The following is a 26,026-nucleotide window of genomic DNA, read 5'->3' on the forward strand; positions in this document are numbered from 1 at the left end:
TTTTTAGATATTTTAGGAATTTATTTTTTATATTCCTAAATTACCTTTAATGTCCTGCATTGTCACTATATAATACAACCATCCAAATTATTTTGGGGACCTTTTTTTTCAATTAACAATTTACAATGTACAATTAACAATTAATAAACAAAAAAATCCCCCTAAGGGGATTTTTTATCCATCATTGTCAATTGTTAATTACTCCAAACTCCATCTGATCCTAAGTTATATCCACTAACTGTTGTACTATATGCCATAGCTCCATCGCTATATAAGTAATAATATTTACTTCCATCAAGTATCCAGCCTGTTTTCATTCCTCCATCGTTTCCTAAGTAATACCACTTGCCATTATTACTTAGCCAACCAGTAGCCATGCTTCCATCAACTTGTAAATAATAGGTTTTACCATAACTTCTATCATAAAACCAAGAATTTTTTATTGTATTTCCTGTTTCATCATTATATTGCCACTTGTTATTTACTTGTACCCATTGATTTACTTTGAGTCCTGCACTATTATTAGTTGCTGTACTTGTAGTAGTATTATTTGTTATTGCTGCTGTTGCTGGTATCTTACCTTTATATATATTTAAAGTGTAAATTCTTTTTTTATTATTTGAATCCTCAATTTTCACTTTAACTTCAGTCTTATAATTATTTAAAACAACGTTTTTTTCATAGTTTTTTGATTCCTCTACTGCATCTCCATTAATTTCAACCATATATTTAGTACTTTCTGGTTCAGCTTGTATTGTAGTTCCATCAATATTTTCCTTAACTGCGACATCATAAGTTGTTTTATCTTTTGATACATTTATTTGTGTATCACTTACTTTAATAAGATCCAAATAAATGTTATCTTGAGCTACACCACCAGAATTATCTTTCCTAGTTATATTTAATATATAACTTCTCTTCTTTCCTTTTTTATTTTCCACCTCTACAATTACTTGATTTTTACCTTTTTCTAAATTTATTGTTTCTTCATATCCACCATCTTCAGTAACACTTGTACCATTAATTCTAATTATGTCATTATTATCTTCTGGCTTAGCTTTTATTTTTATTTTATCACTTTCAGATTTAACATCAATATCATAAGTTTTTGCTTCTTTTTGAAAATTAATTGTTCCTTCGCTTAAGCTTATAATATTTAAATAAATATCGTCTGAATTACTTACTCCCTTTGTTACAATTAAAGTATAAGTCTTTGACATACTATCATTGTTTGCAACTTTTATTTTTATAACATTTTCACCTTGATCTAAATGTATTGTTTTCTTATACTTTTCACTAGCATCTACTACATCCCCATTAATTACAACCTCTGAATCCTCACTTTTAGGGTTAGCTGTAATTTTTATTTCAGTTTCATCCCCACCTACATTTGCGCTGTAATTTGTCTTATTCGAATCAAAATTAATATCTGCCTTATTAACAGAAAGACTTTCTAAATAAATACTTGCAGTATCCGCTTGGACTTGTGTGCTTGTTAAGTTTATATATTTTGTAGGTTCCACTGCTGAGTAAATACCCATAATAAGTGTTAATGCAATTATACGTTTAATATTTTTGTTCATTTTTATACCATCCCTCTCTTAATTGATCCAAGCTCCATCGTTTCCTACTTTAAATCCATCAATCACTGTATTATATGCCATAGTTCCATCATTATATAAGTAATAATATTTGCTTCCATCAAGTATCCAACCTGTTTTCATTACTCCATCACTTCCTAAATAGTACCACTTCCTATTATTTTTCAACCATCCAGTAGCCATAGCTCCATCAGCTTGTAAATAATAATTTTTCCCACTATTTTTATCATAAAGCCAAACATTTTTTAATGGATTCCCTGATGCATCATTATATTGCCACTTGTTTACCCATTGATTAGTAATAGCATCCTTATTAAAATCAACAGAAATACTTCCTGTGTTTGTATTTAGTTCGTTTGTATTCACTTCATTTGTATTAGTGTCCTTTATTTCTGCCTTATTTACATTTATTTTATAAGTCTTTACACAATTAGATATATCTTCTTTGTCTTTTGCTCTTTCAAAAGCTTCTTTACTTATATAAGTTCTTATATAAATAGCACTCATACCTTTTAAAAAAGACATTTCTTCTCCAACCTCATGAGCTATGGCAGTTTTCTTATCCGATTCAAAGACCTTAACTACATAATCATCACCTTCACATTCTGCCAATACCTTAAGTCCATTACTCTTTTCATCAAGAGTTATATAATACTCTTTTTCATCTGTTAAATTCTTTTTCTGCCCGTTATAATAATCATATAAATCAAGGCTCTTATTCTCTGTAGATTTTATTTCTAAAGATTTTAACTCCCCATTATTTGCAAGTGAATATGTAGCTGCTGCTGCATATGCTTTTGTAGTTATATTAAAAAAATCTTCTGGGCAAATTGATGAAAAAGTACCTATTAATAGTAAACATGCTATTGTTAATTTAATTCTTTTATTCATACGCTACTTCCCCTTTTACAATTGTTAATTAATCCAATCTCCGCTTGAATTTAATTTATATCCACCAATTGTTGTACTCTTAGCCATTATTCCTGAATCGTATAAATAGTACCACTTACCATTTGAATCTTTTAACCACCCTGTTTTCATTATTCCATTTGTGTCTAAATAATACCAACTTCCATTTACTAATTTCCAGCCTATTTGTTTAGTTCCATCTTCATTTAAATAATACCATTGTCCATTATTTAATGACCATCCTTTAACTGTTGTTACTGGTGCGGTGCTTGTTGCTACATTATTATTAGTATTAGTAGTAGTTGTTGTATTATTAGAAGCTGTTGTTTGTTCCTTAGTTGCGGTACTTGTACCACCTCTATTTACGTTTAAAGTATAAGTTTTTTCATAATCATCATCATCTGTTACTTTTATTTTTATCTCATTTTTACCATTATTTAAAGACACTGTTCTTTTGTGATTATCATCTTCATATGCAGTTAATCCATTTATTTCAACTTCATTATCATCAACCTCTGGTTTTGCCTTAATAGTTATATCCTTTATATCTGAGCTAACATTTACATCATATGAAGTTACTTCCTTAGAAAAATTAATTTCACCATCACTTAAATTTATACTATTTAAATAAACTTGTTTTGCCTCTTCTATATCTCCTCTTATTATAGTTACAGTATATGTCTTCTTTTTTGAGCCATTTGTAACTTTAATATCGATTTTGTTTTCACCTTTATCTAATTTTACAATTCTCATATAGTCACTGCCTGAAGTAACTTTTTCTCCATCAATCTCAACTGTTGCACTAGATTCCCTAGGTTTAGCTTTAATCTCTAATTTCTCTACAGTTGACTTTAAAGTTACAGAATACGCTGTTCTATTAGCATTAAATTTCATTTGCCCTTTTTCTAAAGAAATATCATCTAAATCTGCACCTACAATATCTGCATGAGCTTTTACTGTATTAGTTAAATTCATATACTTTGTAGGTTCAATAATTGAAAAAGCACTTATAGTAAGAACAACTGCTATTATACGTTTAATCTTTTTATTCATTTTTATACCTTCCTTTTTTTCAATGTACAATTGACAATTAGCAATGTACAATTAAGGTTAAAGCTCACATAGAAAATTAACGGAACCAAATATAAAATTTAGTAGGTCGAACTTTCTCTGTGAGTTTTGTTCCTTAATTGCTAATCGTCAATCGTCAATTGTCAATTATTAATCGTCAATTTCCAATATATCCATTATAACTCATAATGCTTGTACATAAAACAGGATTATGATATACAAATTTCTTATTTTTCCTATTTTTTCATTTATAATAAAATTAATCTTGAAGTTTCAATATTTATTGTTATTATTATTTTTTTCTATATAAAATTAAATATACCTCAGAGAAACCTCCAAGGTATATTTTCTAAAAATATGTTTACTAAAAATCTATGAACTGTGCCTTATTTAACTGCAGTATTAATATTTGTATTAACTGCACTACCTGTGGTAGTTGTTGTACTTACTTTATTGCCTAAATCGTTAGATATTATAAATGTTGGTGTACTCAAATCATATTCTCTATTTCCAACAGTAGCTGAATCTGTTAACATCTTTCCTGTTGAATCAAAATAATACCAAAATGCACCATTACTAAACCAAGTATCATGAGCCATAGTTCCATTAGACCATAAATAATACCAGCTTTCACCATACTTAATCCAACCTGTTTGCATTATTCCATCGTTCCTAAAATTATACCAGTCATGATCAATAACTTTCCATCCTTGAGCCTTTACACCATTTTCAACCCAAGTATAGCTTTGCTTTGAATCTTTTATCCACTCTGCTGAAGCTCCTATTGGCATAATTCCTATTATTGAAACAGCAAGTAATGAAGTTATTATTAACTTTCTAGCTATTTTTTTCATTTTAATCTCCCCTTATCTATATTATTATTATATGACCTTTATTATACTACAATTTACCTGTACAATGTAGAATTTTTAAATAATAAATTACAATTCAAGCAAATTAAACAAAAAATTCCTAATAATTAAGCTTCTTCACTTTGAATACACAACTGATAATTATTGTACATTCTTAATTGTTATCTAATCCAAGCTCCATCAGATCCTAATTTATACAAACCAATTTTAGTATTAGCCGCCATCGATCCATCATCATTTAAATAATAATATTTGCCTTGATCAATTATCCACCCTGTGTTCATTGCTCCATTTGTTCCTAAATAGTACCACTTTCCATTGTTAAATAACCATCCAGTAGCCATGCTTCCATCAGCTTGTAAAAAGTATCTTTTTCCCATAGTTCTATCAAAAAACCAGCTGTTTTTTACTGCAATCCCCAAATCATCATTGTATTGCCATCTTCCATTTACTTGCACCCATTGACTAACTTTAGAAGTTGTAGTAGTTCCAGCCGTTACACTAGCTTCATTGCTTGTACCAGTATTTCCTCTAGTTATGTTTAAAGTATATACTCTTTCATCATTTTTATCATCATCTTCAATTTTTATTTTAAATTCATTTAAACCTGTTTTTAAAGATACTGTTGTTTTCCATTTATCATCTTCATCTACTTCCTTGCCACCAATTTTGACTGTATAATAATCATAATCTGGTTCTGCTTTAACTGTTACTTCATCAATATTACTAGCAACATTATAAGCATATACAATTTTTGAATCTGATAAAGGTATGCTTTCAGATTCTACACTAAGTTTTCTTAAATAAATATCATCATAACTATCTGCCTTATCAGTACTTGTACTTGTGCTTGAATCTGAATCACTTCCAGTATATTTTACTTTAAGTGTATATTCACTGGCAACATCACCATCATCATATCTTACATTTGAATCCGGCTTATTATAATATACTCTTACAATAAAAGTGTTTGTTCCTGAAGATAAGCTAATATCTTCAGTTATACTTCTACCCTTAGTAGAACTAGAAGTTCCTTTAAATACTTTAACATATTTTGTACTAGGTCCATCTATATCTATACTAATCTTACTAGATGAAGTTTTAGCATAATATTTTCCATCATCTTTCACTTCATCATCATCTATTTTATTATCACTATCATAATCAGAATCATCATAAAGCCTTATAGTACTATTACTTGAAGTCTTTAATTCTAAACTCTTTAATGTTGTTTCATCATTTTCATCATCTGATGCATAAGCTTTTGTAGTTAATATATTAAAATTTGTTGCTGGTGCTACTGCTGAAACAGTCCCTAAAACTAGCACTAACGCCATTATTCTTTTTAAATTTTTATTCATTTTTACCCCTCCATTTTAATTAACATTTTACTTCCATATACTTATTATATTTTACCATTTTAATTATAATTTTACACCAACATTATTCTTAAATTCATCTTAATTTTATTGTGAAACCTTAAATAAAGTTCAATTCAAGTAAGTTTTAATCTCATTTTGATTTAATTTGAACTTATATACTCAAAGGGAAACTTTTTTCCATAAGCTTACTGCCACTAATACAATAATCTAAAGATGGAGATGTATTAGTGGCAGTTATTTACTTTATAAATTTTCTTAGCTAATTAAAACTCCATCGTTATCCAATTTATATCCACTAACTGTTGAATCTTTAATCATTTTTCCTGTTGTATCTAGGTAATACCACTTTCCATCTGAATTTTCAACCCATCCAGTTTTCATAGCTCCGCTACTATCAAGGTAATACCAATTTCCAGTAGCATCTTCTAGCCATCCCATTTTCATTACTCCACTTTTATTTAAGTAATACCAATTTTTATCTATACCTACCCAGCCTGTCTTCATTTCTCCGTTTTCATTGAAATAATACCAATTGTTGTTATTACTAAACCATCCTGTAGTTCTAAACCCATCTGCATTTAAGTAATAATTCATTCCAGAATTTTTATCAAACCACCATTGGCTCTTTAAAACTTGTCCAGTACCATCAATATACTTCCATTTTCCATCAACTCTTTGCCATGCATTGTACTTATTAACGTCACTTTGGATTGTGAAAGTTTGAGCACCTGTAGTTGAATTTGTAGCTGTAGCTGTTCCTGTTGCAGCGGTAGTTGTAGATGCTATCTTTCCTCTATATACATTTAATGTATATGTAATATCATCATCATTATTTTTAACATATATCTTTATAGTATTGTTTCCTTTATTTAGGCTTACTGTTTTTTCATAATTATCATCTTCTTCTACAGAGCTATCATTTATTTCAACTGAATCATCCTTATCATCTGGAGTTGCCCTAATAACTAATTCTGCAACATTTTCATTTACATTAACATCATACGAAGTTTTCTTCTTTGAAAAATCAATATTTCCATCACTTAAATAAATACTTCTTAAATATGCATGGTCTGTATTCTCTTCTTCTTCAGAATCACTTGCAGCTGGCTTTTTAACATGAATTACATAAGTTTCTTTGCAATTAGTTACATCTCCACCATCATAAGCATCTTTGTAATCACCTTCACTTTTATAAGTTCTTAAATAAATATTAGTGTATGTTGAATTAATACTAATATAATCTCCAACATCTTTGCCCTTTTCAGTTTTACTAGCTGAAGTAAATGTTTTTATTACATACCCGCTTCCTTGTACATCTGCTGATAAATCAATTCCATCAGCACCTTTAAGCTCTATATAATAATCATTTTGCCCTGTTAATGATATCGCATCACCAGTATAACTATCTCGTAGTTCAAGGTCATTTCCATTTCCTCTAGTTATAGTTAATGAACTTAACTCCCCAGTGCTTGCACCGCTATAAGATGCTGCATAAGCTTTAGTAGTTCCTAATATAAAATTATTTGCTGGTAAAACCCCTGAAACTGCTCCTATTACAAGACTTGCAGCAATTATATGTTTAACTTTATTATGCATTGTTCTCCTCCTTATACACTTTTAACTTTATTACATTTATTATCTTTATAAGTTTAATTAATTAACTATATGGTAATATAACCTCTATATAGTTATAATACCACAAAATAATTTAATTATAAATATAGAACTATAATTCTATATATTTCTAAGTATATCCTATAGTTCTAAACATTTTGTTATGTAATTATTAATTTTTTATAAATATTTTACTAAAAACAAAAAAGAGAGTGTCGCAAAATGATTGATTTTCGATCAGGAGCGATGCTCCTTTTCGATTCAAAGAAAGAAATCTCCCCAAAATTGAAATATCAAATCAATTTTGGGGAGATTTCTGAATTTCAAGCGCACTCAAATAAACCTACTTATTTTATTCCATAATTAGGCAGTATATTTTAATTCATGAAGATGATTTTGGGTTCTTTCATTTTGTATTTTTGAATGCAATTTGTTAATGTTGTAGCCAAAACAAAGCAAAATAAATTCAGTTTTAACACTATTTTTTCCACGTGTTAAAAATCTATTGAATTCATAATCACTTTTTAGAACTCCAAATGCTCCTTCGACCTGAATAGATCTGTTCATTCTTAATTTAGTTCCAAATTCAGTTGTGATATTTCTATAAGATATTTCACGCTTTTCCATAAAAGTTTTTGAAACTTGCATCTTTCTATTTCCTTTTGCTTTAGTGCACTTCGATTTATGAGCACAGTTATCACAACTTTCACACTCATAGATAGTAGCCTCTGATTTGTATCCACTGGCGGATTTTCTATTAATAATAGAGGTCGGAATCAGCTTTCTCTATTTTTCTACTAGAATAAACATTTTGAGAATAAGCATACGATACTATTTTGAACATGATTTTTGGTTCCACTGCCGGTTTTCTTCCAACGGAAGAGTACGCCTGATACAACTTTGTATAATTTAATCCCTCCAATATATGGCTTAGCAAGCGGACTGAATCATCTTCTGGTATTAAGTTTTCTAAATTTAATGGTAATATAAGTTGATAATTATCATTAAATTGATTATAATTTTTATTGTATAATTTGGTTTTTAACATAATTTAATTATACTAAAAATGTGAATTCTTTTGAATTCACATTTTTTATTTTTTTATAAAAAAATGAGCTGCCACAAAACTAACTACGTTAGTTTTGCAACAGCCCCTTTAAAAATAAAAAATTTATTTGAGTACTATAAAAACTAAATTATTAACGTTCCACCTACAGTGAATTTATACACTTTACCATCAATTGTTTTAGTACCTGTTACCATTGTTCCATCTTCATTTAGATAGTATTTTGAATTAGAACTGATTAACCATCCCTTTTGCATTATTCCATTTGTATTTAGGTAATACCACTTCCCGCTGTCAAGTAACCAACCAGTTTTCATTGTTCCATCAGTATTTAAATAATACCAATTTTTAGTTTTTGCAGTATTTACAGCTACGCTTGTGTCACTTGAAGTATTTGTAGCTGCAGCTTCTTCTTCATACCAGCCTGTCTTCATAGCTCCACTTGCATCTAGCAAATATTTTTTTCCATCTGTAGTATCTTGCCAGCCTTTTAACATAGCACCTTTTGTATCTAATAAATACCATTTGTCATTGTCTTTAAGCCATCCTGTTTTTCTAATTCCATTTTCATTTAAATAACAATATACGCCTTGCTCTTTATCAAATAGCCATGAATTCTTTAATTGCTTTCCAGTTGCATCATTGTATATCCAGCCAGCCTCTGTTTGTACCCAGCCTTCTTTTTTAGTAGTTGTATCAGTAGTAGCAACAGTATCTGCTGTGCCTCTAGTTATTGTTAATGTATATGTTCTTTTTTTATCATTTACTTCATCTTCAATTACTACCTTAACAGTATTTTCGCCTTTAGATAAAGAAACTTTCTTCTCATAATCATCCCCAGAATTTACTGCTTCTCCATTGATTGTAACTAAGTATTCTGTATCTTCTGGTTTTGCACCTATTGTTACTTTACTAACTGAATCATCAAGTTTCACATTATAGGTCGCGTCTTCTTTTGAAAAATCAAGCTTACCATCACTTACAGTAAGATCATCCAAGTATATTGAATCCTTATTATCACTTGATGACGTCCCTCTTGTTACGTTTAAAGTATATGTTCTTTGGTTATCCTTATCATCTGTTACTTTTATTTTAATTTCATTTTTACCATTATCTAAAGAAACAGTTTTCCTATAGTTGTCGTTGCTATCTACTAATGTTCCATCTATTCTAACTCTATCACCACTATCTTCTGGTGGTGCTGTAATTTTTATTTCACTAACGTTTGCATCTACTTTTACATCATAACTAGTTCTTTGCTTCACGAAAGTTATTTCTCCTTTATTAAGGCTAATCTTTTCTAAATATACAGAATCTTGTGTAGTGTCTTCATAAGCACTACCTGTTGTTTTCTTCACATTTATTTCATATGTTTCTTTACATATTCTTACGTCCTTACTGGTATCTTTAGCTTTTCTATATGCTGATAAAGATTCATATGTTCTCACATAAAGAGTTGTATTACCTTTTCCAAGTGAAATTTTTTCCCCTGGGTCAATTCCTGTTGCATCAGCTTTATCAGATGTGAAAATTCTAACTACGTAATCTGAACCCTTTGCAGTTGCATTTATTTTTATTCCATCACTATCATCTGTAAGTTTTACATAATACTCTTTATCATCATTTAATTTCACAGTACTTCCATTATAGTCATCACGTAAATCAAGAGTATCTCCATTTGTTGATTTTACAGTTAATGATTTTAACTCCTCAGAACTTGGAGAATATGAAGCTGCATAAACTGGCTTAGTTATAAAATTTAAAGCTACTCCTGGTGTTATAGCTGAAATTGCTGAAAAAGCATTAATAGTAAGTGTAAGTGCAATTATACGTTTGATATTTTTATTCATAATCTTTTTCCCCCTCATGTCATTATAAAATTAACCTTTTCAGGTAAAGTCCTTATTCTATACGTGAATTTAGTTGAATATTAAACTAACATAACTCACATACAATAATTTTACCATTATTCTTATGTAAAATCCAATTATTTCTGATTTCTCCCCACAATTTTCTATGTATTCTACATATTTCATGTATTAATGAACTTACTTTTTCAAATAATAATAATGTATTACAATTAATAATTTACAATGTACAGTTTATGCCTTTTATGGGTAGTCTGCGACCAATTGAGAATGAAATTACTTTATAATTTCTTAAATATAATTCTTGAAAAGCCATAGGCTTTTCTTCCTCAATTGTCAATTGTCAATTGTTAATTGTTCATTGATAGGAGTGATTATTATGAGTAAAGAAAAGATTACATCTAACCCAACTCAACAAGATTATGCTGTTTCAAAATTAACGGATATCTACTCAACAGCGTTAGAAGATTCTGATTCTGAAAATTTAAGACATACTAATAATTCAAGTGAAAGAAACATTAAGAATAAAAATAACTCAAATATTTCCAGAACAAACCTAGATACACAGCTTATTGATTTGAATGCTGATGGCGATTCTGATGAATCTAATTATAACGATGAAATATGAAAATATATTAAAATTAGAAAGAATTATTAATTAAGATTGGAGAGATTATTATGGATAAAGAAAAAGTACCTAATAATTTAAATTTAGAAAGCAGTTCTAGTAAAAAGTCAAGTAATACTAATTCACCAAAACTAATGAGCAATTCCTCTGAAAACATAGAACAATCATATTTGCCAAAAATGAGAACTGATTACACTCCAAGTAATGAAAGCGTTGAAAGTGCTACAGGTGTTGATTTTTCAATAAATATGCCAAATCCAGCAGCAGATCCCATTGTTTCAAATAATATATCTAATGCAGAATTTGATTATACAGAAGAGTAATGTACAATTTATACCCTTTATGGGTAGCCTGTGACCAATTAAGGATGAAATTACTTCGTAATTTCTTAAATATAATTATTAAAAAGCCATAGGCTTTTCTTCCTTCATTGTTAATTGTTAATTTCTAAAATTATTTGAATATTTTTTTTAATGTTGGTAAAAATAATAATTGTACCCCATAATACTTAAACACTAGAGTTTATCATTTTAATTTAGTGTTTATTTCCAAAAAAAGTTTCCCATAAATTCAATACTTATGGGAAACTTTTTTAATTAAATTATATAGATACGCATCTTCTAAATTATACTTATATTGTGAATATATACGCATAACTAGAAATCAATGATACTCTTTTGTGCAGTGTTTCATTAGGAATTTTGATGGTTGTGCTTCTTAGATTGTAAGTTGTTCCAAATATGCTTGTTCAAAGTTTACCTTTGAAGCAAGCATTTTGGTATAACTTGCGATCTTAGAAGCACCCATCAAAATTCCTTAGAAACCGAAACAACAGAGTATTATTGATTTCGGCGAGATACCGCCTAAGTGTAGTATCTATTGGGAAACTGTCCAATTTTCTGGTGTTGCATATATTGAAATTCCATCTTTTGAACTTGTTTCATATATACTAACTCCATTTGAAGTTAAATTGCTATAAGCAACATTTTTTTGAACATTTTCTTCTGCTCTGCTTATTATTCCTATATCTGGTTTTAAATATCTAATAAAGTCTACAGTTGATGATGTATCATTCCCATGATGTGGTACCTTTAATACATCAACATCTCTTCCATTTAATAAATCATTTACCCAGAAATCTTTTTCCGAATTCCATTCCATATCAGCAGCAAAGAAAGCTTGTAAATCTCCATAATTTAAATATACTAATGCTGAGCTTTCATTAATACTCCAATAATCTGCTGTAACTGCATCAGAACCTATTGGCCCAAAACCTTTGTCTGCTTGTACAAATTGTAATATTTTACCTTTATCTATAAATTCACCTTTCTTTGTATTAGTGAATTTTATATCTTTATCTTCCATTGCTTGTACTGCATCTTGGTATATTTTATAGTCCAATTTCAGCATCTCAACACTTGCCTCATTTTTGCTTGTTACCTTTACATCTGAATACCAATCTTTCATTATTGCAATATCAGGCATATAAACTTTCTTAACTTTAAATTTATCCAAAATAGAAGCTAGTCCACCAATATGGTCAGAATGTCCATGAGTAATTACAATATAGTCAATTACTCCTTTCCCATCTTCCTGTTTAAGGTCTTGCCCCTTTAAAAAATCAGCTACTTCTTGTGAAGTTTTTGCTTCTCCAGTATCAATGAGTACAGTTTCTCCACTTGGAAGCTTTATGAATTCACAATCTGCATTTCCAACCTTTAAATATTTTATAAATAAATAATCTTTAATTTGTGTAGGCCCTATGTATCTTCCACTAGAATCAAATTTATCCATTACATTATCTATAATTGCATCTCCAGTTGCAAGAGTACTATCTGCTTTAACATAATACTTATCAGATTTAGTATTTATCCATTCATTTGCTCCCATTACTCCCTCTTTAGTGGAATAATAATATTTCCCTTTGTAACTGTATATTCCAGTTTGAAGAATTCCAGTATCTCCAAAAAAATACCATTTATCTTCTATGTATTTCTTTTCTAGAGCCTTTACACCGTCATCATTTAAGTAATATTTTTTTCCTTCATCTTCAATCCAACCAGTTTCCATTATTCCATCTTTATTTAAATGATACCAATTATAATTAATTAGCTTCCAACCAGTTTGCTCAATTCCAGCTTCATTGAAATAATACCATGAACCTTCAATTTTATTCCAGCCAATTGTTGCTGCATGATTTTTATCTAAATAATACTCATAATCATTGTTAACACCAGGATTCTCATCTTTTTCCTTGAACCATCCCGTTTTTTCTAGTATTCCATCTTTAGTAACATAATACAACTTTCCATCCATAGTTTTCCATAATGGAAAAGTTTCTATAACTGTTGTTCCCTCATTTTTAACTATTGATGAATCTTGATTTTGTCCAACCTTCCCCGCGCTTGGACTGTTTGCTCCTGTGTCTTTTTTACTAGATGATTTATTACTTTCATTATTTTGGGTACCTGTTGTGTTTTCACTTGTTGTAGTTATAGTATTTTGCTTGTCCACTTTATTCTCTGCTTTTGCATTGGTTCCCATAAACGACATACTTAATACGAAAATCATTGAAACTATGACTAACACCTTTTTTATATTTTGCATAACCTATGTTGCCTCCTTAATATTCATAAGGAACATTATACTGCAAGATTTCAATTGTTTCAAATTTTAAATGCAAAAAACTTCCCATAAATTTTGTATTTATGGGAAATGCTCTATATTTATATGATTTAAATATGTTAATATATATTACTTTAGATATACTTCAATATTAAGTTTTCCTGCATCTCTTGGAATTATTTTGTCTTTAATATTCACTCCATTTATAACTACTTGCATTTCATTTCCATGTATGTTCTGCTGCTCTGATTTTGATGTCAAAGTTTTAGAGTTATCCATAGAGTCATTGTATATATTTATATCTTCTTTATTAAACTTCAGTTTAATGTCTTCTTTTTCTAATCTAGATACCCTTATATCATAATCTTCTTTTTCATTTGTGATCTTTATTTCAAATTCGTTCCAATCTTTTGGCACGCAAGGATTTATAATATATCCTTTGTTTTTGACTTTTTTAAGACCTAAAATATCTTCAATTCCAACTCTATACATCCATCCCGATGCTCCAGTATACCAGCTCCAGCCTCCACGTCCAGAATGTGGTTCTTTTATGTACACATCCGCTGCCATTACATAAGGTTCTACTTTATAAGTCATACATTCTAATTCTGTTTTTGCATGATTTATTGGATTTATCATATTGAAATATTTGGTTGCTTTATCACCAAGTCCAAGCTTTGTTAAAGCCAATATAACCCAAACTGCTGCATGAGTATATTGTCCTCCATTTTCTCTTACTCCTGGTACATATCCTTTTATATATCCTGGCTCTAATGCAGAATTACTAAATGGGGGTGAAAGTAACAATATCATCCCCTTATCTTTTTTAACAAGATTTCTATCTACAGCTTCCATAGCTTCAATTGCCCTTGCTCTTGCATCTATGTATGTTGTCATTTCATAAGCATCTACTGCTCTTTCTTCTCCATACACATTCATTGCACTTCCATCTGTTTTAGCTTCAATTTTAGTGTTTTTTTCAAATGCGCCTGAAATTATGGACCAGCTTTGAGCTAGTGAATCAATTTGACATTCTGGATCTTCTCTCGAGCCAAGTGGTGTACCATCGTCAAAATATGCTCTTCTATACCAGCCACCATCCCATGCATTTTTCTCTAAATTCTCTCTTATGAATTCTTTTCTTTCTTCATAATGATTTTTTGTTTCTTCATCATTTTGCACTTCAGCAATTTCAATAAAGCTATTTAAAATTGAATATAAGAACCATCCAAGCCATACACTTTCTCCTTTTCCTTCATTTCCAACAGTACTCATTCCATCGTTCCAATCTCCACTACCCATTAAAGGAATATTATGAGCACCAAATTTCAAGGATTTTTCTATAGCTTTCAAGCAATGTTCATATATAGTACCTTCCTTTGAAGATTGATTTACTATAGTATATCTTTCATCTTCCCCTTCTCTTAAAGGCTCATCTTCTAAATAAGGTTCACTTTTATTTAAAATTTCATAATCTCCTGTAGAATTAATATATTCTGCTGTTACATAAGGTAACCATAATAGATCATCACTAAACCTAGTCCTTATACCAGAATTTACAACTGGGTGCCACCAATGCTGTACATCACCTTCTACATATTGTCTTGAAGCACTTCTTAAGATTTGTGCCTTTGTCATTTCAGGTTTCACTACTCCAAGTGCTAAAGAATCTTGAAGTTGATCTCTAAATCCGTAAGCTCCACCACTTTGATAAAATGCACTTCGACTTAAATATCTACAACTCAAGGTTTGATACAAAAGCCATCCATTTAAAAGATAATCTAAAGATTTGTCAGGTGTCTTAACTTGTATATTTCCTAGGAAATGACTCCAATATTGTTTTACCTTATCTAACTCCACTTCTACATTCTTATAAGTCTTGTATTTATTTATTGTTTTCTCTATATTTTCCCTTTCTTCTTGCCCAAATAAAATAACTAATTCCTTCGATTCTCCTTTTCTTAATTTAACACTTGTTGTAGCTGCTAAACAAGGATCATAAATTGCACCTGAACAGTTACTTAAATTATTGTGTTTCACACCTTCTGGCTTAGAAATCTCACCACCAATACCTAAAAATTCTTTATTATCTCCAGTAAAACTTAAATTTTCTCCGCCTAAAATAGTTAAATAAGCATTTAATTTACCAAAGTACTCACTATAAGGATTACTTCCTCCTATAAACCCACTATTATATGAAGTCTTTTTTTCATTTTGAGATAATTCACCACTTATATATGTAGAAATATATCTTGAACTATCGTATTCATAAACACCCAAGACAAGCTTTGCATAATAAAACAATGAAATATTTCTATCTTCATCACTTAAGTTTACTAAAGTAACTCTTTGAATTTTTAATTTTTCACCAATAGGTGCAAAAATCTCAAGTTTTCCTTTTAAATCATACGCAGTATGCTTGAATTCTGAATATCCAAAACTATGTTTTATTAAATAATCTCCATCATCTCTAACTGGTTTTGGTGATATTGAAAAATAGTTTCCTGAAATATTATCTTTAATATAAAGAGCTTCACCTAAAGGATCTCTAATATAATCGTTACTCCAAGGTGTTATTTTATTTTCTCTAGAATTTCCACACCAAGTATATCCTGCACCTGACTCAGATATATGAAATCCAAAATCTTCATTAGAAATAACATTAATCCAAGGAGCTGGAGTATTCTTATAATTAGATAATTTAATTATATAGCTCTTATCTTCTTTGCTAAAACCACCATAGCCATTAAAGAAATCTAGATTTTCTGCATTAAAATCCTCATAAACATTTTCTGCATTGAAGTCTTCAAAAGCATTTTCTACATTGTAATCATCTTCTTTATTAACACTTTTCTCTAAATGTTCTTTTATTCCATTATACTTAAGTTGATCGTCTATTTCTTTTGTTTCCCCCGTTCCTAGACGTAAATCATCACTATTTAATACATCAATATCCTGATCATATTCTTCATATTTTATTTCATTATTGTTTTCCATGGTTATATTTGAGGCTAAACTATTCTTTAAATCCACAGGCGAGTTTGAATCTATATAGGAATTTAGATTGTTCTGACCATCTACATAAACCCTTGAAATACCTATTAATAAGTCTTTAACTTCAAGGTCCATAGTTGCTTTATTGTGAATAAATATTCCGCCTGCTTGGTTTAAGGTTTCTCCTCCACTTTCGAATTTTATGGCTTCCATTATTTTCTTTTGGATCGGTTCATCATAAGAAATCTCTTCATTATTATATATAATCAAATCTAATTTAACGCCTTTGAGCTTTAGATAATAATGGAATTTTATCATAGAGAATACTAATTTTATGTCTTTTTCTTTTTCAATCACTGCCATTATAATAGGGATATCTCCTGAAATTCCATAAGCCCACAAATCCTTTTGGTGTTTTGATATATTTTTAATATATTCTTCTCTGTTTTTTCTGTTGTTACTTAAAAAGAATATTTCACTAGCAATACTTTGAAATATATTTGCCTCTTTACTCGTTATTTGAAATTTTCTAAGTTCAAGCTGCACTATTATGCTATAATCTTTGAATATTTTGTTTAGCTTACTTTGGGCACTATTTTCTCTACATAATTCTAAAATTTCTTCCTTAGAATCACATATTCCTGTTATATAGAAAACTTCCGTTTGTGAATGGGGCTCTAATCTAATTCTAGCTCTTAAACTCATTATAGGATCTAAAACTGTCCCTACTGTATTATCCAAAGCTTTATCATTATCCATAGCTAGTGGATATTTTAACTCTCTATTTCTGCCTATAAAGTTTATTCTAGAAGTTTCATATGTAATACTACCCGCAATCTTTCCATCTGCTATTATCTTATGAAATATATATGGGACTTTTGCATCTTTAACTCTTCCTCGTCTACTTCCTATAAGAATGTTTTCTTTTTCATCATATTCGGTTTCAACAAATAAATTAGAAAAAGCAGGATGTACTGCATCCGCTCCAAAAGTAGCTAATGTTATTTCCATATAACTTGTTATTTCAATACTTCGGCCTTTGTCTCCTAAATTATTTAAAATTAACTTTCTAATTTCAAAACTGTCTTCTGAAGAAACTACAATTTCTGTTACAGTTTCAATATTTCCATCCTTTCTACTAAACTTACCTTTATCCAAATTAAATTCTGCTACATATTTATCACCATAATTTTTGCAAGGTTCAAAGGTTGAACTCCAAAAATCATTAGAATTTAAATTCTTTATATAAAAGAACATTCCACTATCATCACTTGTAGAATTCCCCTTCCATCTATAAAGCATAATATCATTTTTCTTAGAATATCCACTTCCACTGGCTGTAATCATAGATGAATATTCACCATTACTTAATAATAAAAGCTGTGGACTATCTGCATTTGCGTTTTTAAATATTCTTGGAATTAAGGTTTCTCCCTCAAAATACCTATTCTTTAAAGAAAAATCTTCATTTCTTTCAAAGGTTACATTTTGTGGAATTCTCTCCTTAAGCAGAAGCTCTGTTGCTTTAACTTCTGGCAAATTATGAAATCTATTAATCAAAATATTGTCATTCAAGACATTATCTAAAGACATAAGAGACATGCCTAGATGATGAACCATATAAGTCATGATTTTATTAATTTTTTGTGTATTATTCAAAATTTCAGCATTTTCCTCAGATGTTTCAACATCTTTTTCTAATACTTCAGACTCTTTTCCTAAGACTTCATAATCCCTATCCTGTAAATTATTTTCATATATATTTTCATTATCCTTAAAGTTATCCACAGTATCCACATTATTATCTCTATTTTTATTCCATATATTATCCACGTTTTTATCATAACTATCCACGATTTTATCGTGCTTATCCACATTATCTTCGTTTTTATCCACATTTTGTGGATAATTATTTTCAATTGATAAAAAATTATCCTTACTTTTTCCTTTTATAGGTGTTTTCTCCACATACTTATCCACAGGTGATTTTTTTAACATTTCATTTTGTGTTGCGCCTTTAGGAAGTGTCATTATATATTTATCTTCTCTAGCTTTAGTATAATCTATAGCTTCAATAAATCCATATCTCCCGCATGCACCTATTTTTTCAAGTCTTTTTAGATTTTTAATTCCAGCATTCTTTGCAAAATTAAGTGTCATTAAAGTTGAATAAGGTGATATTACTATTTCATCTTCAAGACCGCTCTTTAATCCAAGACCAGGTATACCAAATGCTTTATATTGATAATTTTGTGCTGCATCAAATTTATAAAATGCAGATTCTGATATTCCCCAGGTTGTTTTCTTTTGTTTTGCAAAATTTATTTGAGCTTTTATTACGGATCTATAAGTTTGACTAAGTAAGGTTCTAGGATAATTTTTCATTATTAATGAAGGCATAAAATACTCAAACATAGTTCCACTCCAAGATACAAGAGAATGAGTATGAAAAGCATTAGTCATTGCCCTGCTTAATTTAAACCAATGGGCAGAAGATACATCATTCTTAGCTATAGCAACAAATGATGCTGTTCTAGATTCCGATGCCAATAAATCATAATATGAATTTCCAAGAGAATCTTCTTCTACATTGTATCCAATAGAAAATAACTCTCTAGTTTTATCATAAAGAAAACTAAAATTCATTTCTTCTGAAATTATATTAATATCTTCAATTATTTTATCTATTTTATCCACATATTTTTTTAAAGTATAAATTCTTTCTCCTAATGTGCAATCAAAGTTATCCCCATTTTTTCTTTTGTAATCTTCGCACCTGTGGATTAATTCTATAATGTTTGGAACTCCCTCAAAAAATTCTTTACTGTATAACTTCTCTAAACCGCCTAAAATACAATTATAAGATTTAATTTTTTTCTGAACTTCATATGTAAGCTTATAAATCCAATAATTTGCCTCTTCGTTTAATTTATTTTTATCTTGATTTACCTTGCTTTCATTTTTATTGACTTTGTTTTCTTCTTTCTTAAAATCATTATCTTTGACCTCATCTAACTGCTTTGATTTACTTATTTTTTTATTATTTTTAAATGCCTCAACTTTCAGTGAAATTTCATTTAAAACTTTAAGATATTCTCCTATTTTAAAAGTTGAGGTAAATCTAAGTTTAGCAGATGAATCTTCATCTTCAATTATCTTATAAATGTCATTTAATGCTTTAATTTCTTTTATCCTTATTACTTTATTATATTTAAGTTCCTCCATAGCTTCTTTTAATACCCACAAGTCGCTTAAAAGATTTCCACTATCAACTGTTGACACATATCTTGGCCATAGTGGTTCTTTTGTTTTTGTGTTATACCAATTTAAATAATGACCATTTACTTTTTTTAAGTCTTTCATACTGTTTAATATAAGCTCCACCTTATCAACAAATTCAAGTATAGTTATATATCCTAAATCATATGCAACAATATTTGAAGCAAGTCCCATGCCTATATTAGTTGGAGAAGTTCTATGCGCAACGCCTTTAAATGGTTTTTCTTGATAATTATCTGGAGCTAAATAATTATTTTCTTCATTAACAAAGTCTTCATAATAACCATATATTCGTCTAGCTATCTTTCTTAAATAAGTTTTTTCTTCATTTTTTAAAATATTCTTATTATCTGGAAGCTTAATACTTATACTATAAGCTATATATGGGCTAGCTATCCAAAGTGCTCCAATAATTAAATTATAAGTAATAACTACAAAAGAACTGTAAAAGGATAAATAAAGTATCAATAATCCCATTACTGACCCAATCCACATTCTTTTTAAATAACCAATAAAAGTATTGCTATGATTCTTTTCTACAATATCTGAAGACTGCCATTCTAAAAGATTCCTCTTAGAAATACACACTCGAAATAACGTTATAGTTATAGCATCAATCATTAAAAAGGCTTGATAAGGAATAAAACTTATTATTAATAATATTTGTTCAAAACTTTTGAAGGTCCCCATTAATTTATTTTTAGGTGTTACAACAAAATCTGTTATTGTAAATACTAATGAAATAATAAGCCCTAAAAAGCAAAGTACTGCAATTTGACTTCTTCCATTTAAAATAGTCAATGACAGAATAAGAGTAGCAAGTAAGTTAGGAGCTAATAAACTTCTTTTTAAATTATCAACTATCTTCCATTTATATAAGAAACTTAATTTTTTAGAAAATAGCCACCCTATTAACTGCCAATCTCCTCTAACCCATCTATGTAAGCGTCGTGAACTAGATTCATAAGATCCTGGATAACCATCAATAAATTCTACATCACTTACCAAGGCACATCTTGCAATTCCGCCTTCTAGAAGATCATGGCTAAGTATTTTATCATCCTTTATAGAATTATGTAATAAGGAATAAAACTCATCTATGTTAATTATTCCTTTCCCAGTAAAAGATCCTTCGCCAAATAAATCTTGATAAGTATCAGAATAAGCTACTGAATATCCATCAACACCTTCTTCTCCCCCAAAAACCTTAGAAAAATAAGTCTGATTTTTACTTTCTAAACTTATACTTACTTTAGGTTGCATTACTCCATAACCTCTAACAACTTTATTTTCTTTCACATATGGAATATTAAGAACATGACTCATAGCACCTACAAGTTTAAAAGCACTATCCCTCACCATAAAAGTATCTTCATCTAATGTAATGAGATATTTAATATTTTTAAGTTCATGAATTTCTGAACTAAAAACATCATAAGTATGATCATCACTATTTCTAAGTAAAGCCATAAACTCCATAAGCTTTCCACGTTTTCTTTCCTTGGCCATATAAACATTATGTTTTTTATTATAAAGTCTTTTCCTGCTTAAAAAGAAAAACTTATCACTACAATATTTCTCATTTAAACTTCTGGCACATTCAATTCCACATTTAATTATTTCAGCATCCTTTTCTTCAAGCTCATGATCAGAATCACAAAAATCACTAAGTAGCGCAAAATATAAGTTTTTATCTTTATTTCCACAATAAGCAACTTCTAATCTATCCATAAGTTCTTTAACTTTTTCTTTAGAATTCACGATAGCCGGAATTACAACTACTGTTTTATTTTCATCTGGAATTCCCATACTAAAATTTAATTTTGGAATTAATCTAATTTCCGAAATTTTACTTACCGTCCAATTAATAAGACCCATTATTATTTCATTTATGGGAATTAAAATAATTAATAATGAAATTATATATTCAGTTTTAGTATATGTTATTCCCATTAAGATACTTATAAATAAAAGAAGTATGCTTATTATAATTGTTCCTAGAATATTAAGACTTAAATATGTTTCTTCTGAAATCACACCTCTCATACTATGATTATATCCTTTTATTTCACTTATTCCATCATCAATTAAATAATAACCCACATGGCACTTATAACTTTCTTCCTTATTATCTTTGCTATTTTTAGCAAGTTCTAAAACATAATTTGCTAAACTAATTTCATTTATTTGAATAATTCTAGCTATTTTTTCAAGCTTATGCCTATAATAATCTTTAGATGCAAAATCCATTAAGTTATAAATATTTTCAGGATCATTTTTCAAAACCTTTTCAACTAAAGAAGTATTTTCAAAAAATCTACGCCAACTTATCCCTTCAATTTTTCTAATTGAATTTATATATTCACCAAGATGTTTTTCTAAAAGCTCTTCTCTTAAGTTATATTTTTTGGTGCCGCCATTAAAATCATAATCTATTTCTAATTCATTTTTTATATTCTTTAAATTTAAAACTTCTTTTTGAATATTAACAAGTTCCTGTGTGTATTTTGATAAATTTATAATAATAGCTATTTTAAGCATAAGTGGAAAAGCCCAAAGCTCCCCCATAGTAAAAACAGTTTTATTATTTTCTGAGTTTATATTTGAATTCTCTTCTACAGTATCCTGTTTTTTAATGCTGCTGTCTTTAATACCATATTTTTGAATACCTTGTTCTTGAATTTTATTTATGTACATAATAAAGTTATCACAACTAATTTCATCTTCATTATTTATATAATTCTTAGCAATTGTAAAAATACGTGGAATTAATTCTTTATCTTCTTTATTATTTTCTCCTATAGAAGAAGGTAACCCCTTAAAATAATCTATGGGCATTTCTGTTTTTATTCCTTTATACTCTTTTTCAATCAAATATATATTATCAAGAAGCCATTCGCATGCTCCAAGTACTTTATAACCACTTTTAGACAGCTTACTAAAATACTTGTAGTTTTCACGGATGCAAGAAAATCCATCTGCAAGCTCTCTTAAAACATTTTTCCTTACTCCATAAAAGTTATTGTTTTTCAAGTAAAAAACCCCCTTTTCAATTAACAATTGAAAATGTACAATTTACAATTATTAATTGTTAATGGAATTATTTTTACCAAAATTACAAAATATATTCTTACTAATCTAATTCTCCAAAAAAAAATAACTATCCAATGTTGCAAAATGCAACATACTGGACAGTTATTTTTTCAGAACCAAAAAAGTTTTATTCTTAATGAACAAAAGTGACTGCGTCACGCTCCTTAGGTATATTTTCTGCTATTCCACATTTTAAGCATTAATATGCATAATATATCTTCCTTCTTTTCATTTGACATTTAGCAGTAATCTTACATAATTACAATTGTAAATCATACTTAAATACAAAAAATTCACAATATAAAAGTATTGCTGGAAACGAATGTTTCCAGCAACATACTGAATTTAAAATTTAGGAAATTATTTTCAAATATTTTGTTTGAATTTCTGCTAAGAGCAAGCAGAAATTCACAAAATCACAACTTTTATTATAAATATATACTTTATTAGTGTTTAAATGAATTTCTAAATGTATATGACTATTTGAAATATTAAATCAAAGCTCCATCGCTTCCTAATACATACCCGTTGACAGTTGTGTTAGCAAGCATAACACCTCTAGTACCATTTGATACTGGATTAAAGTAATACCAAGTACCATTGACATTTACCCAACCTGTCTTCATAACACCTCTAGTACCATCTGATATTGGATTTGTGTAGTACCAAGCACCGTTAACATTTACCCACCCAGCTTGCATAGCTCCAGATGAATTAGTATAGTACCAAGTACCGTTATCATTTATCCAACCTGTCTTCATAGCACCTCTAGTACCATCTGATATTGGATTTGTGTAGTACCAAGTACCGTTATCATTTACCCAACCAGTAGCCATGCTACCATCAGTATTTAAGAAGTACCAATTTCCACCTACAGTAATCCATTTGTTAGTAACTTTAGCTCCTGTAACATCATTGAATGTCCAAGTTCCATCAGTTCCTTGAACCCATCCAGTTACAATAACTGGTGTTTCACCTTCTGTTACTTTAGTTCCTTCTTGTTGTGTAGTGTAAACATTTCCGTTACCATCCCAAGCGATTAAGCTTCCAGCATCATATACATCTAATGAATCTATAGATCTATCACAAGTAAACATTTCTTTGAAATCTCCAGCCTTTTCTGACTTGTAGATTTTTCCTTCATTTATTATCCAAAGGTTACCATTAATATCGAATGATGCTCCTTCTTTTCCTGCATCTCCCTTAAGATCGTGATCTTTATCTCCATCTTTCTTAACAACATAAGCATCAACTTTTGTAGATGATCCAGTAGCTTCAACTTTTTCATTCTTTTGTAATTTTAATACATAAGTCTTGATAGTATCAGCATCGTCCATTTCAGTATAGTAAAGTGTTCCATCTACTACTCTTACTCCAACAACCTTAGAATCACCAGAAACTAAAGTAGCTAATTTAGTAGCAGCTGTTTCAGCATCACCACTTATAGTAGCATCAAGTTCATAAGATTCTACAGTCTTTGGTAAGTAAGCATCCTTTTCTGTTTCTCCTTGAGCTTTAGATATCTTTTGAAGATATTTAGCAGATAGAATTGGAGTTGTACCCTTACTGTTATAAACTGCAACAGTTGACTTACTAAAATCTACATCAATTATTCTATAGATATAGTCTTTATCTTGAGCTATTGTTACAACTGAACCATCTTTAATAGTAGCTGCCACTTTGTCATCATTAACATTTTCATCAAATTCGTCTAATTTAACCATCTTAGATCCATTATATACACGAATGTTAGCTGTCTTATCAGCATCTATATATGCTGCTGATTTATTTGTGTAACCATGATAAACATCGTATCCAGTTCCATTTCCTGTTCCTGCATAACCAGAAGTTTTAAGTGCTGCTGTAGCATTAACAAAAGTTCCTACTGGTTCACCAGCTAATTGAAGTGCAGTATAATCTTTTGTTGTTGCTGCAGTATTAGCTGTTAGCGTAAGTTTGCCTGTAGTAGCATCTACTGTTGTACTGTAACCTGGAATTGAATCTGATTTAACAGTAGCTGCAAATGTTGCTGCTGAACTAAATGATGTTGTTCCTGCGCCTACTAAAGATACAGTTACATTATGTGCAGCTGTAAGATCAGTAGCTATTGTAGCTGGTTTTGTAGCATCTACAATACCTACAGTTAATTTAACTGGAACGCTTCCGTCTACTACTGTATCTGCTGTTATTGTTACATTTGTTGATAATGCTTGAATTGCAGATACGTTAACTGCTGCTGCTGCACCAGTAGTAGTTCCAGTTAATTGAATTGTTCCTGCACTTTCAGATTTAATATTTGCAGTATAATTAGAAAATGACATTGTAGCTGCTTTAATAGCAAATCCTGCTTTACTTCCGCTTGAAAAATCTCCTGTAGCTCCAGTACCAGCAGCTATGAATGTTTTTCCGTATACTGTTATATTTGAAGTAAAGTTAGTTGGAGTAACTTCTATTACAGCTCCTCTTCCATCAGTAGCTCCTGCAATTCCGTTAGTTGCAGTATATGAATACCATACATCACCGAATTGATCTGGTGTGATTCTTTGTGTAGATACACTAACATTACTTCCGTATCTGTCAGCTTTCTTTAATTTAGCTAATAACTTGTCTGTTGCAGTGCTTTGTAAATCACTAGCAACATCTTCGTCTGTTACTTTACCGTTTGATAAGTCAAGTAAGTATTCGTCATTACCATCCCAAGCAATAGTGCTACTAGCATCATATTTGCTTGCATCATTTATTGTAGCATCTGTTAAATCATTTATTTCTTTATCTTTGCTTCCATCGTTGAAATAAACTGATTTATTGTTATCGTCTGTTTTGTATCCTTCAAATGCATATTTACCATCTTTGTATGCGATAGCATCTTCGATAGTACCGTCCTTAGTTCCTAATCTTGTAGAATCTGCAGCCATAGCTGGTACCAATGATATCACTGATGCAGCAGCTACTAATAAAGCTGTAATTTTGTTTGCTCTTTTAAACATAATTTTCTTTCCTCCTAATTTTCTTCATAATTTATTA

General features: G+C 29.6%; 13 protein-coding genes and 1 pseudogene. 2 read left to right on the top strand and 12 right to left on the bottom strand.

Annotated features, from left to right (window positions below; genetic code table 11):
- Positions 1–194: 194 nt before the first annotated feature.
- The 9 genes and pseudogenes from psyc5s11_RS25470 to psyc5s11_RS25515 all read right to left on the bottom strand — a co-directional run bounded on the left by psyc5s11_RS25470 (position 195) and on the right by psyc5s11_RS25515 (position 10,365).
- The gene (locus tag psyc5s11_RS25470) at positions 195–1,583 is read right to left on the bottom strand and encodes an N-acetylmuramoyl-L-alanine amidase family protein (protein ID WP_224035250.1); all 1,389 of its coding nucleotides are present in this window, start codon (positions 1,581–1,583) and stop codon (positions 195–197) included.
- A gap of 18 nt (positions 1,584–1,601) precedes the next feature.
- Complete coding sequence (locus psyc5s11_RS25475) at positions 1,602–2,492, bottom strand: N-acetylmuramoyl-L-alanine amidase family protein (protein ID WP_224035251.1); 891 nt, start codon at positions 2,490–2,492, stop codon at positions 1,602–1,604.
- Between the two features lie 24 nt (positions 2,493–2,516).
- A complete protein-coding gene (locus psyc5s11_RS28155) occupies positions 2,517–3,563 on the bottom strand; it encodes a cadherin-like beta sandwich domain-containing protein (RefSeq protein WP_311196390.1) in 1,047 nt (348 codons plus the stop codon).
- Between the two features lie 404 nt (positions 3,564–3,967).
- Positions 3,968–4,435 carry a phage tail protein gene (locus psyc5s11_RS25490; protein WP_224035252.1) on the bottom strand — a complete coding sequence of 156 codons (468 nt, stop codon included), beginning with the start codon at positions 4,433–4,435 and terminating at the stop codon, positions 3,968–3,970.
- A 179-nt stretch (positions 4,436–4,614) separates the two neighbouring features.
- The gene (locus psyc5s11_RS25495) at positions 4,615–5,814 is read right to left on the bottom strand and encodes an N-acetylmuramoyl-L-alanine amidase family protein (protein WP_224035253.1); all 1,200 of its coding nucleotides are present in this window, start codon (positions 5,812–5,814) and stop codon (positions 4,615–4,617) included.
- A 276-nt stretch (positions 5,815–6,090) separates the two neighbouring features.
- The gene (locus psyc5s11_RS25500; RefSeq protein WP_224035254.1) at positions 6,091–7,431 is read right to left on the bottom strand and encodes an N-acetylmuramoyl-L-alanine amidase family protein; all 1,341 of its coding nucleotides are present in this window, start codon (positions 7,429–7,431) and stop codon (positions 6,091–6,093) included.
- 381 nt (positions 7,432–7,812) lie between these two features.
- Positions 7,813–8,235 (bottom strand): annotated as a pseudogene (locus psyc5s11_RS25505) (transposase); the annotation flags it as partial.
- Positions 8,207–8,497, bottom strand: coding sequence for a transposase (locus tag psyc5s11_RS25510; protein WP_224035255.1), 291 nt, complete (start codon positions 8,495–8,497; stop codon positions 8,207–8,209). The gene psyc5s11_RS25510 and the pseudogene psyc5s11_RS25505, both read right to left, overlap by 29 nt.
- Before the next feature lie 143 nt (positions 8,498–8,640).
- Positions 8,641–10,365 carry an N-acetylmuramoyl-L-alanine amidase family protein gene (locus psyc5s11_RS25515; RefSeq protein WP_224035256.1) on the bottom strand — a complete coding sequence of 575 codons (1,725 nt, stop codon included), beginning with the start codon at positions 10,363–10,365 and terminating at the stop codon, positions 8,641–8,643.
- Between the two features lie 397 nt (positions 10,366–10,762).
- On the opposite strand from psyc5s11_RS25515, the gene psyc5s11_RS25520 reads away from it, so the two are divergent.
- On the top strand, positions 10,763–11,011 hold the full coding sequence (locus psyc5s11_RS25520; protein ID WP_224038266.1) for a hypothetical protein: 249 nt from the start codon (positions 10,763–10,765) through the stop codon (positions 11,009–11,011).
- Between the two features lie 50 nt (positions 11,012–11,061).
- The gene (locus psyc5s11_RS25525) at positions 11,062–11,334 is read left to right on the top strand and encodes a hypothetical protein (RefSeq protein ID WP_224035257.1); all 273 of its coding nucleotides are present in this window, start codon (positions 11,062–11,064) and stop codon (positions 11,332–11,334) included.
- Between the two features lie 553 nt (positions 11,335–11,887).
- On the opposite strand, the gene psyc5s11_RS25530 is transcribed toward psyc5s11_RS25525, so the two are convergent.
- The 3 genes from psyc5s11_RS25530 to psyc5s11_RS25540 form a co-directional block, all read right to left on the bottom strand.
- Positions 11,888–13,618 carry an MBL fold metallo-hydrolase gene (locus tag psyc5s11_RS25530; protein ID WP_224035258.1) on the bottom strand — a complete coding sequence of 577 codons (1,731 nt, stop codon included), beginning with the start codon at positions 13,616–13,618 and terminating at the stop codon, positions 11,888–11,890.
- 147 nt (positions 13,619–13,765) lie between these two features.
- Positions 13,766–22,942 (bottom strand): GH36-type glycosyl hydrolase domain-containing protein, encoded by a 9,177-nt coding sequence (locus psyc5s11_RS25535; protein WP_224035259.1) that lies wholly within the window; start codon positions 22,940–22,942, stop codon positions 13,766–13,768.
- Positions 22,943–23,493: 551 nt separating this feature from the next.
- Entirely contained in the window at positions 23,494–25,989 is a 2,496-nt protein-coding gene (locus psyc5s11_RS25540) for an N-acetylmuramoyl-L-alanine amidase family protein (RefSeq protein ID WP_224035260.1), read from the bottom strand.
- Between the last annotated feature and the right edge of the window lie 37 nt (positions 25,990–26,026).

It is taken from the genome of Clostridium gelidum (genome assembly GCF_019977655.1).
GTDB lineage: Bacteria > Bacillota > Clostridia > Clostridiales > Clostridiaceae > Clostridium > Clostridium gelidum.

Bases quoted from the DNA above. Each gene is read 5' to 3' on its own strand.
- psyc5s11_RS25515 (WP_224035256.1), bottom strand. From the start codon at position 10,365: ATGAATAAAAATATCAAACGTATAATTGCACTTACACTTACTATTAAT.
- psyc5s11_RS25530 (WP_224035258.1), bottom strand. From the start codon at position 13,618: ATGCAAAATATAAAAAAGGTGTTAGTCATAGTTTCAATGATTTTCGTA.
- psyc5s11_RS28155 (WP_311196390.1), bottom strand. From the start codon at position 3,563: ATGAATAAAAAGATTAAACGTATAATAGCAGTTGTTCTTACTATAAGT.
- psyc5s11_RS25495 (WP_224035253.1), bottom strand. From the start codon at position 5,814: ATGAATAAAAATTTAAAAAGAATAATGGCGTTAGTGCTAGTTTTAGGG.
- psyc5s11_RS25510 (WP_224035255.1), bottom strand. From the start codon at position 8,497: ATGTTAAAAACCAAATTATACAATAAAAATTATAATCAATTTAATGAT.
- psyc5s11_RS25475 (WP_224035251.1), bottom strand. From the start codon at position 2,492: ATGAATAAAAGAATTAAATTAACAATAGCATGTTTACTATTAATAGGT.
- psyc5s11_RS25500 (WP_224035254.1), bottom strand. From the start codon at position 7,431: ATGCATAATAAAGTTAAACATATAATTGCTGCAAGTCTTGTAATAGGA.
- psyc5s11_RS25470 (WP_224035250.1), bottom strand. From the start codon at position 1,583: ATGAACAAAAATATTAAACGTATAATTGCATTAACACTTATTATGGGT.
- psyc5s11_RS25540 (WP_224035260.1), bottom strand. From the start codon at position 25,989: ATGTTTAAAAGAGCAAACAAAATTACAGCTTTATTAGTAGCTGCTGCA.
- psyc5s11_RS25520 (WP_224038266.1), top strand. From the start codon at position 10,763: ATGAGTAAAGAAAAGATTACATCTAACCCAACTCAACAAGATTATGCT.
- psyc5s11_RS25490 (WP_224035252.1), bottom strand. From the start codon at position 4,435: ATGAAAAAAATAGCTAGAAAGTTAATAATAACTTCATTACTTGCTGTT.
- psyc5s11_RS25525 (WP_224035257.1), top strand. From the start codon at position 11,062: ATGGATAAAGAAAAAGTACCTAATAATTTAAATTTAGAAAGCAGTTCT.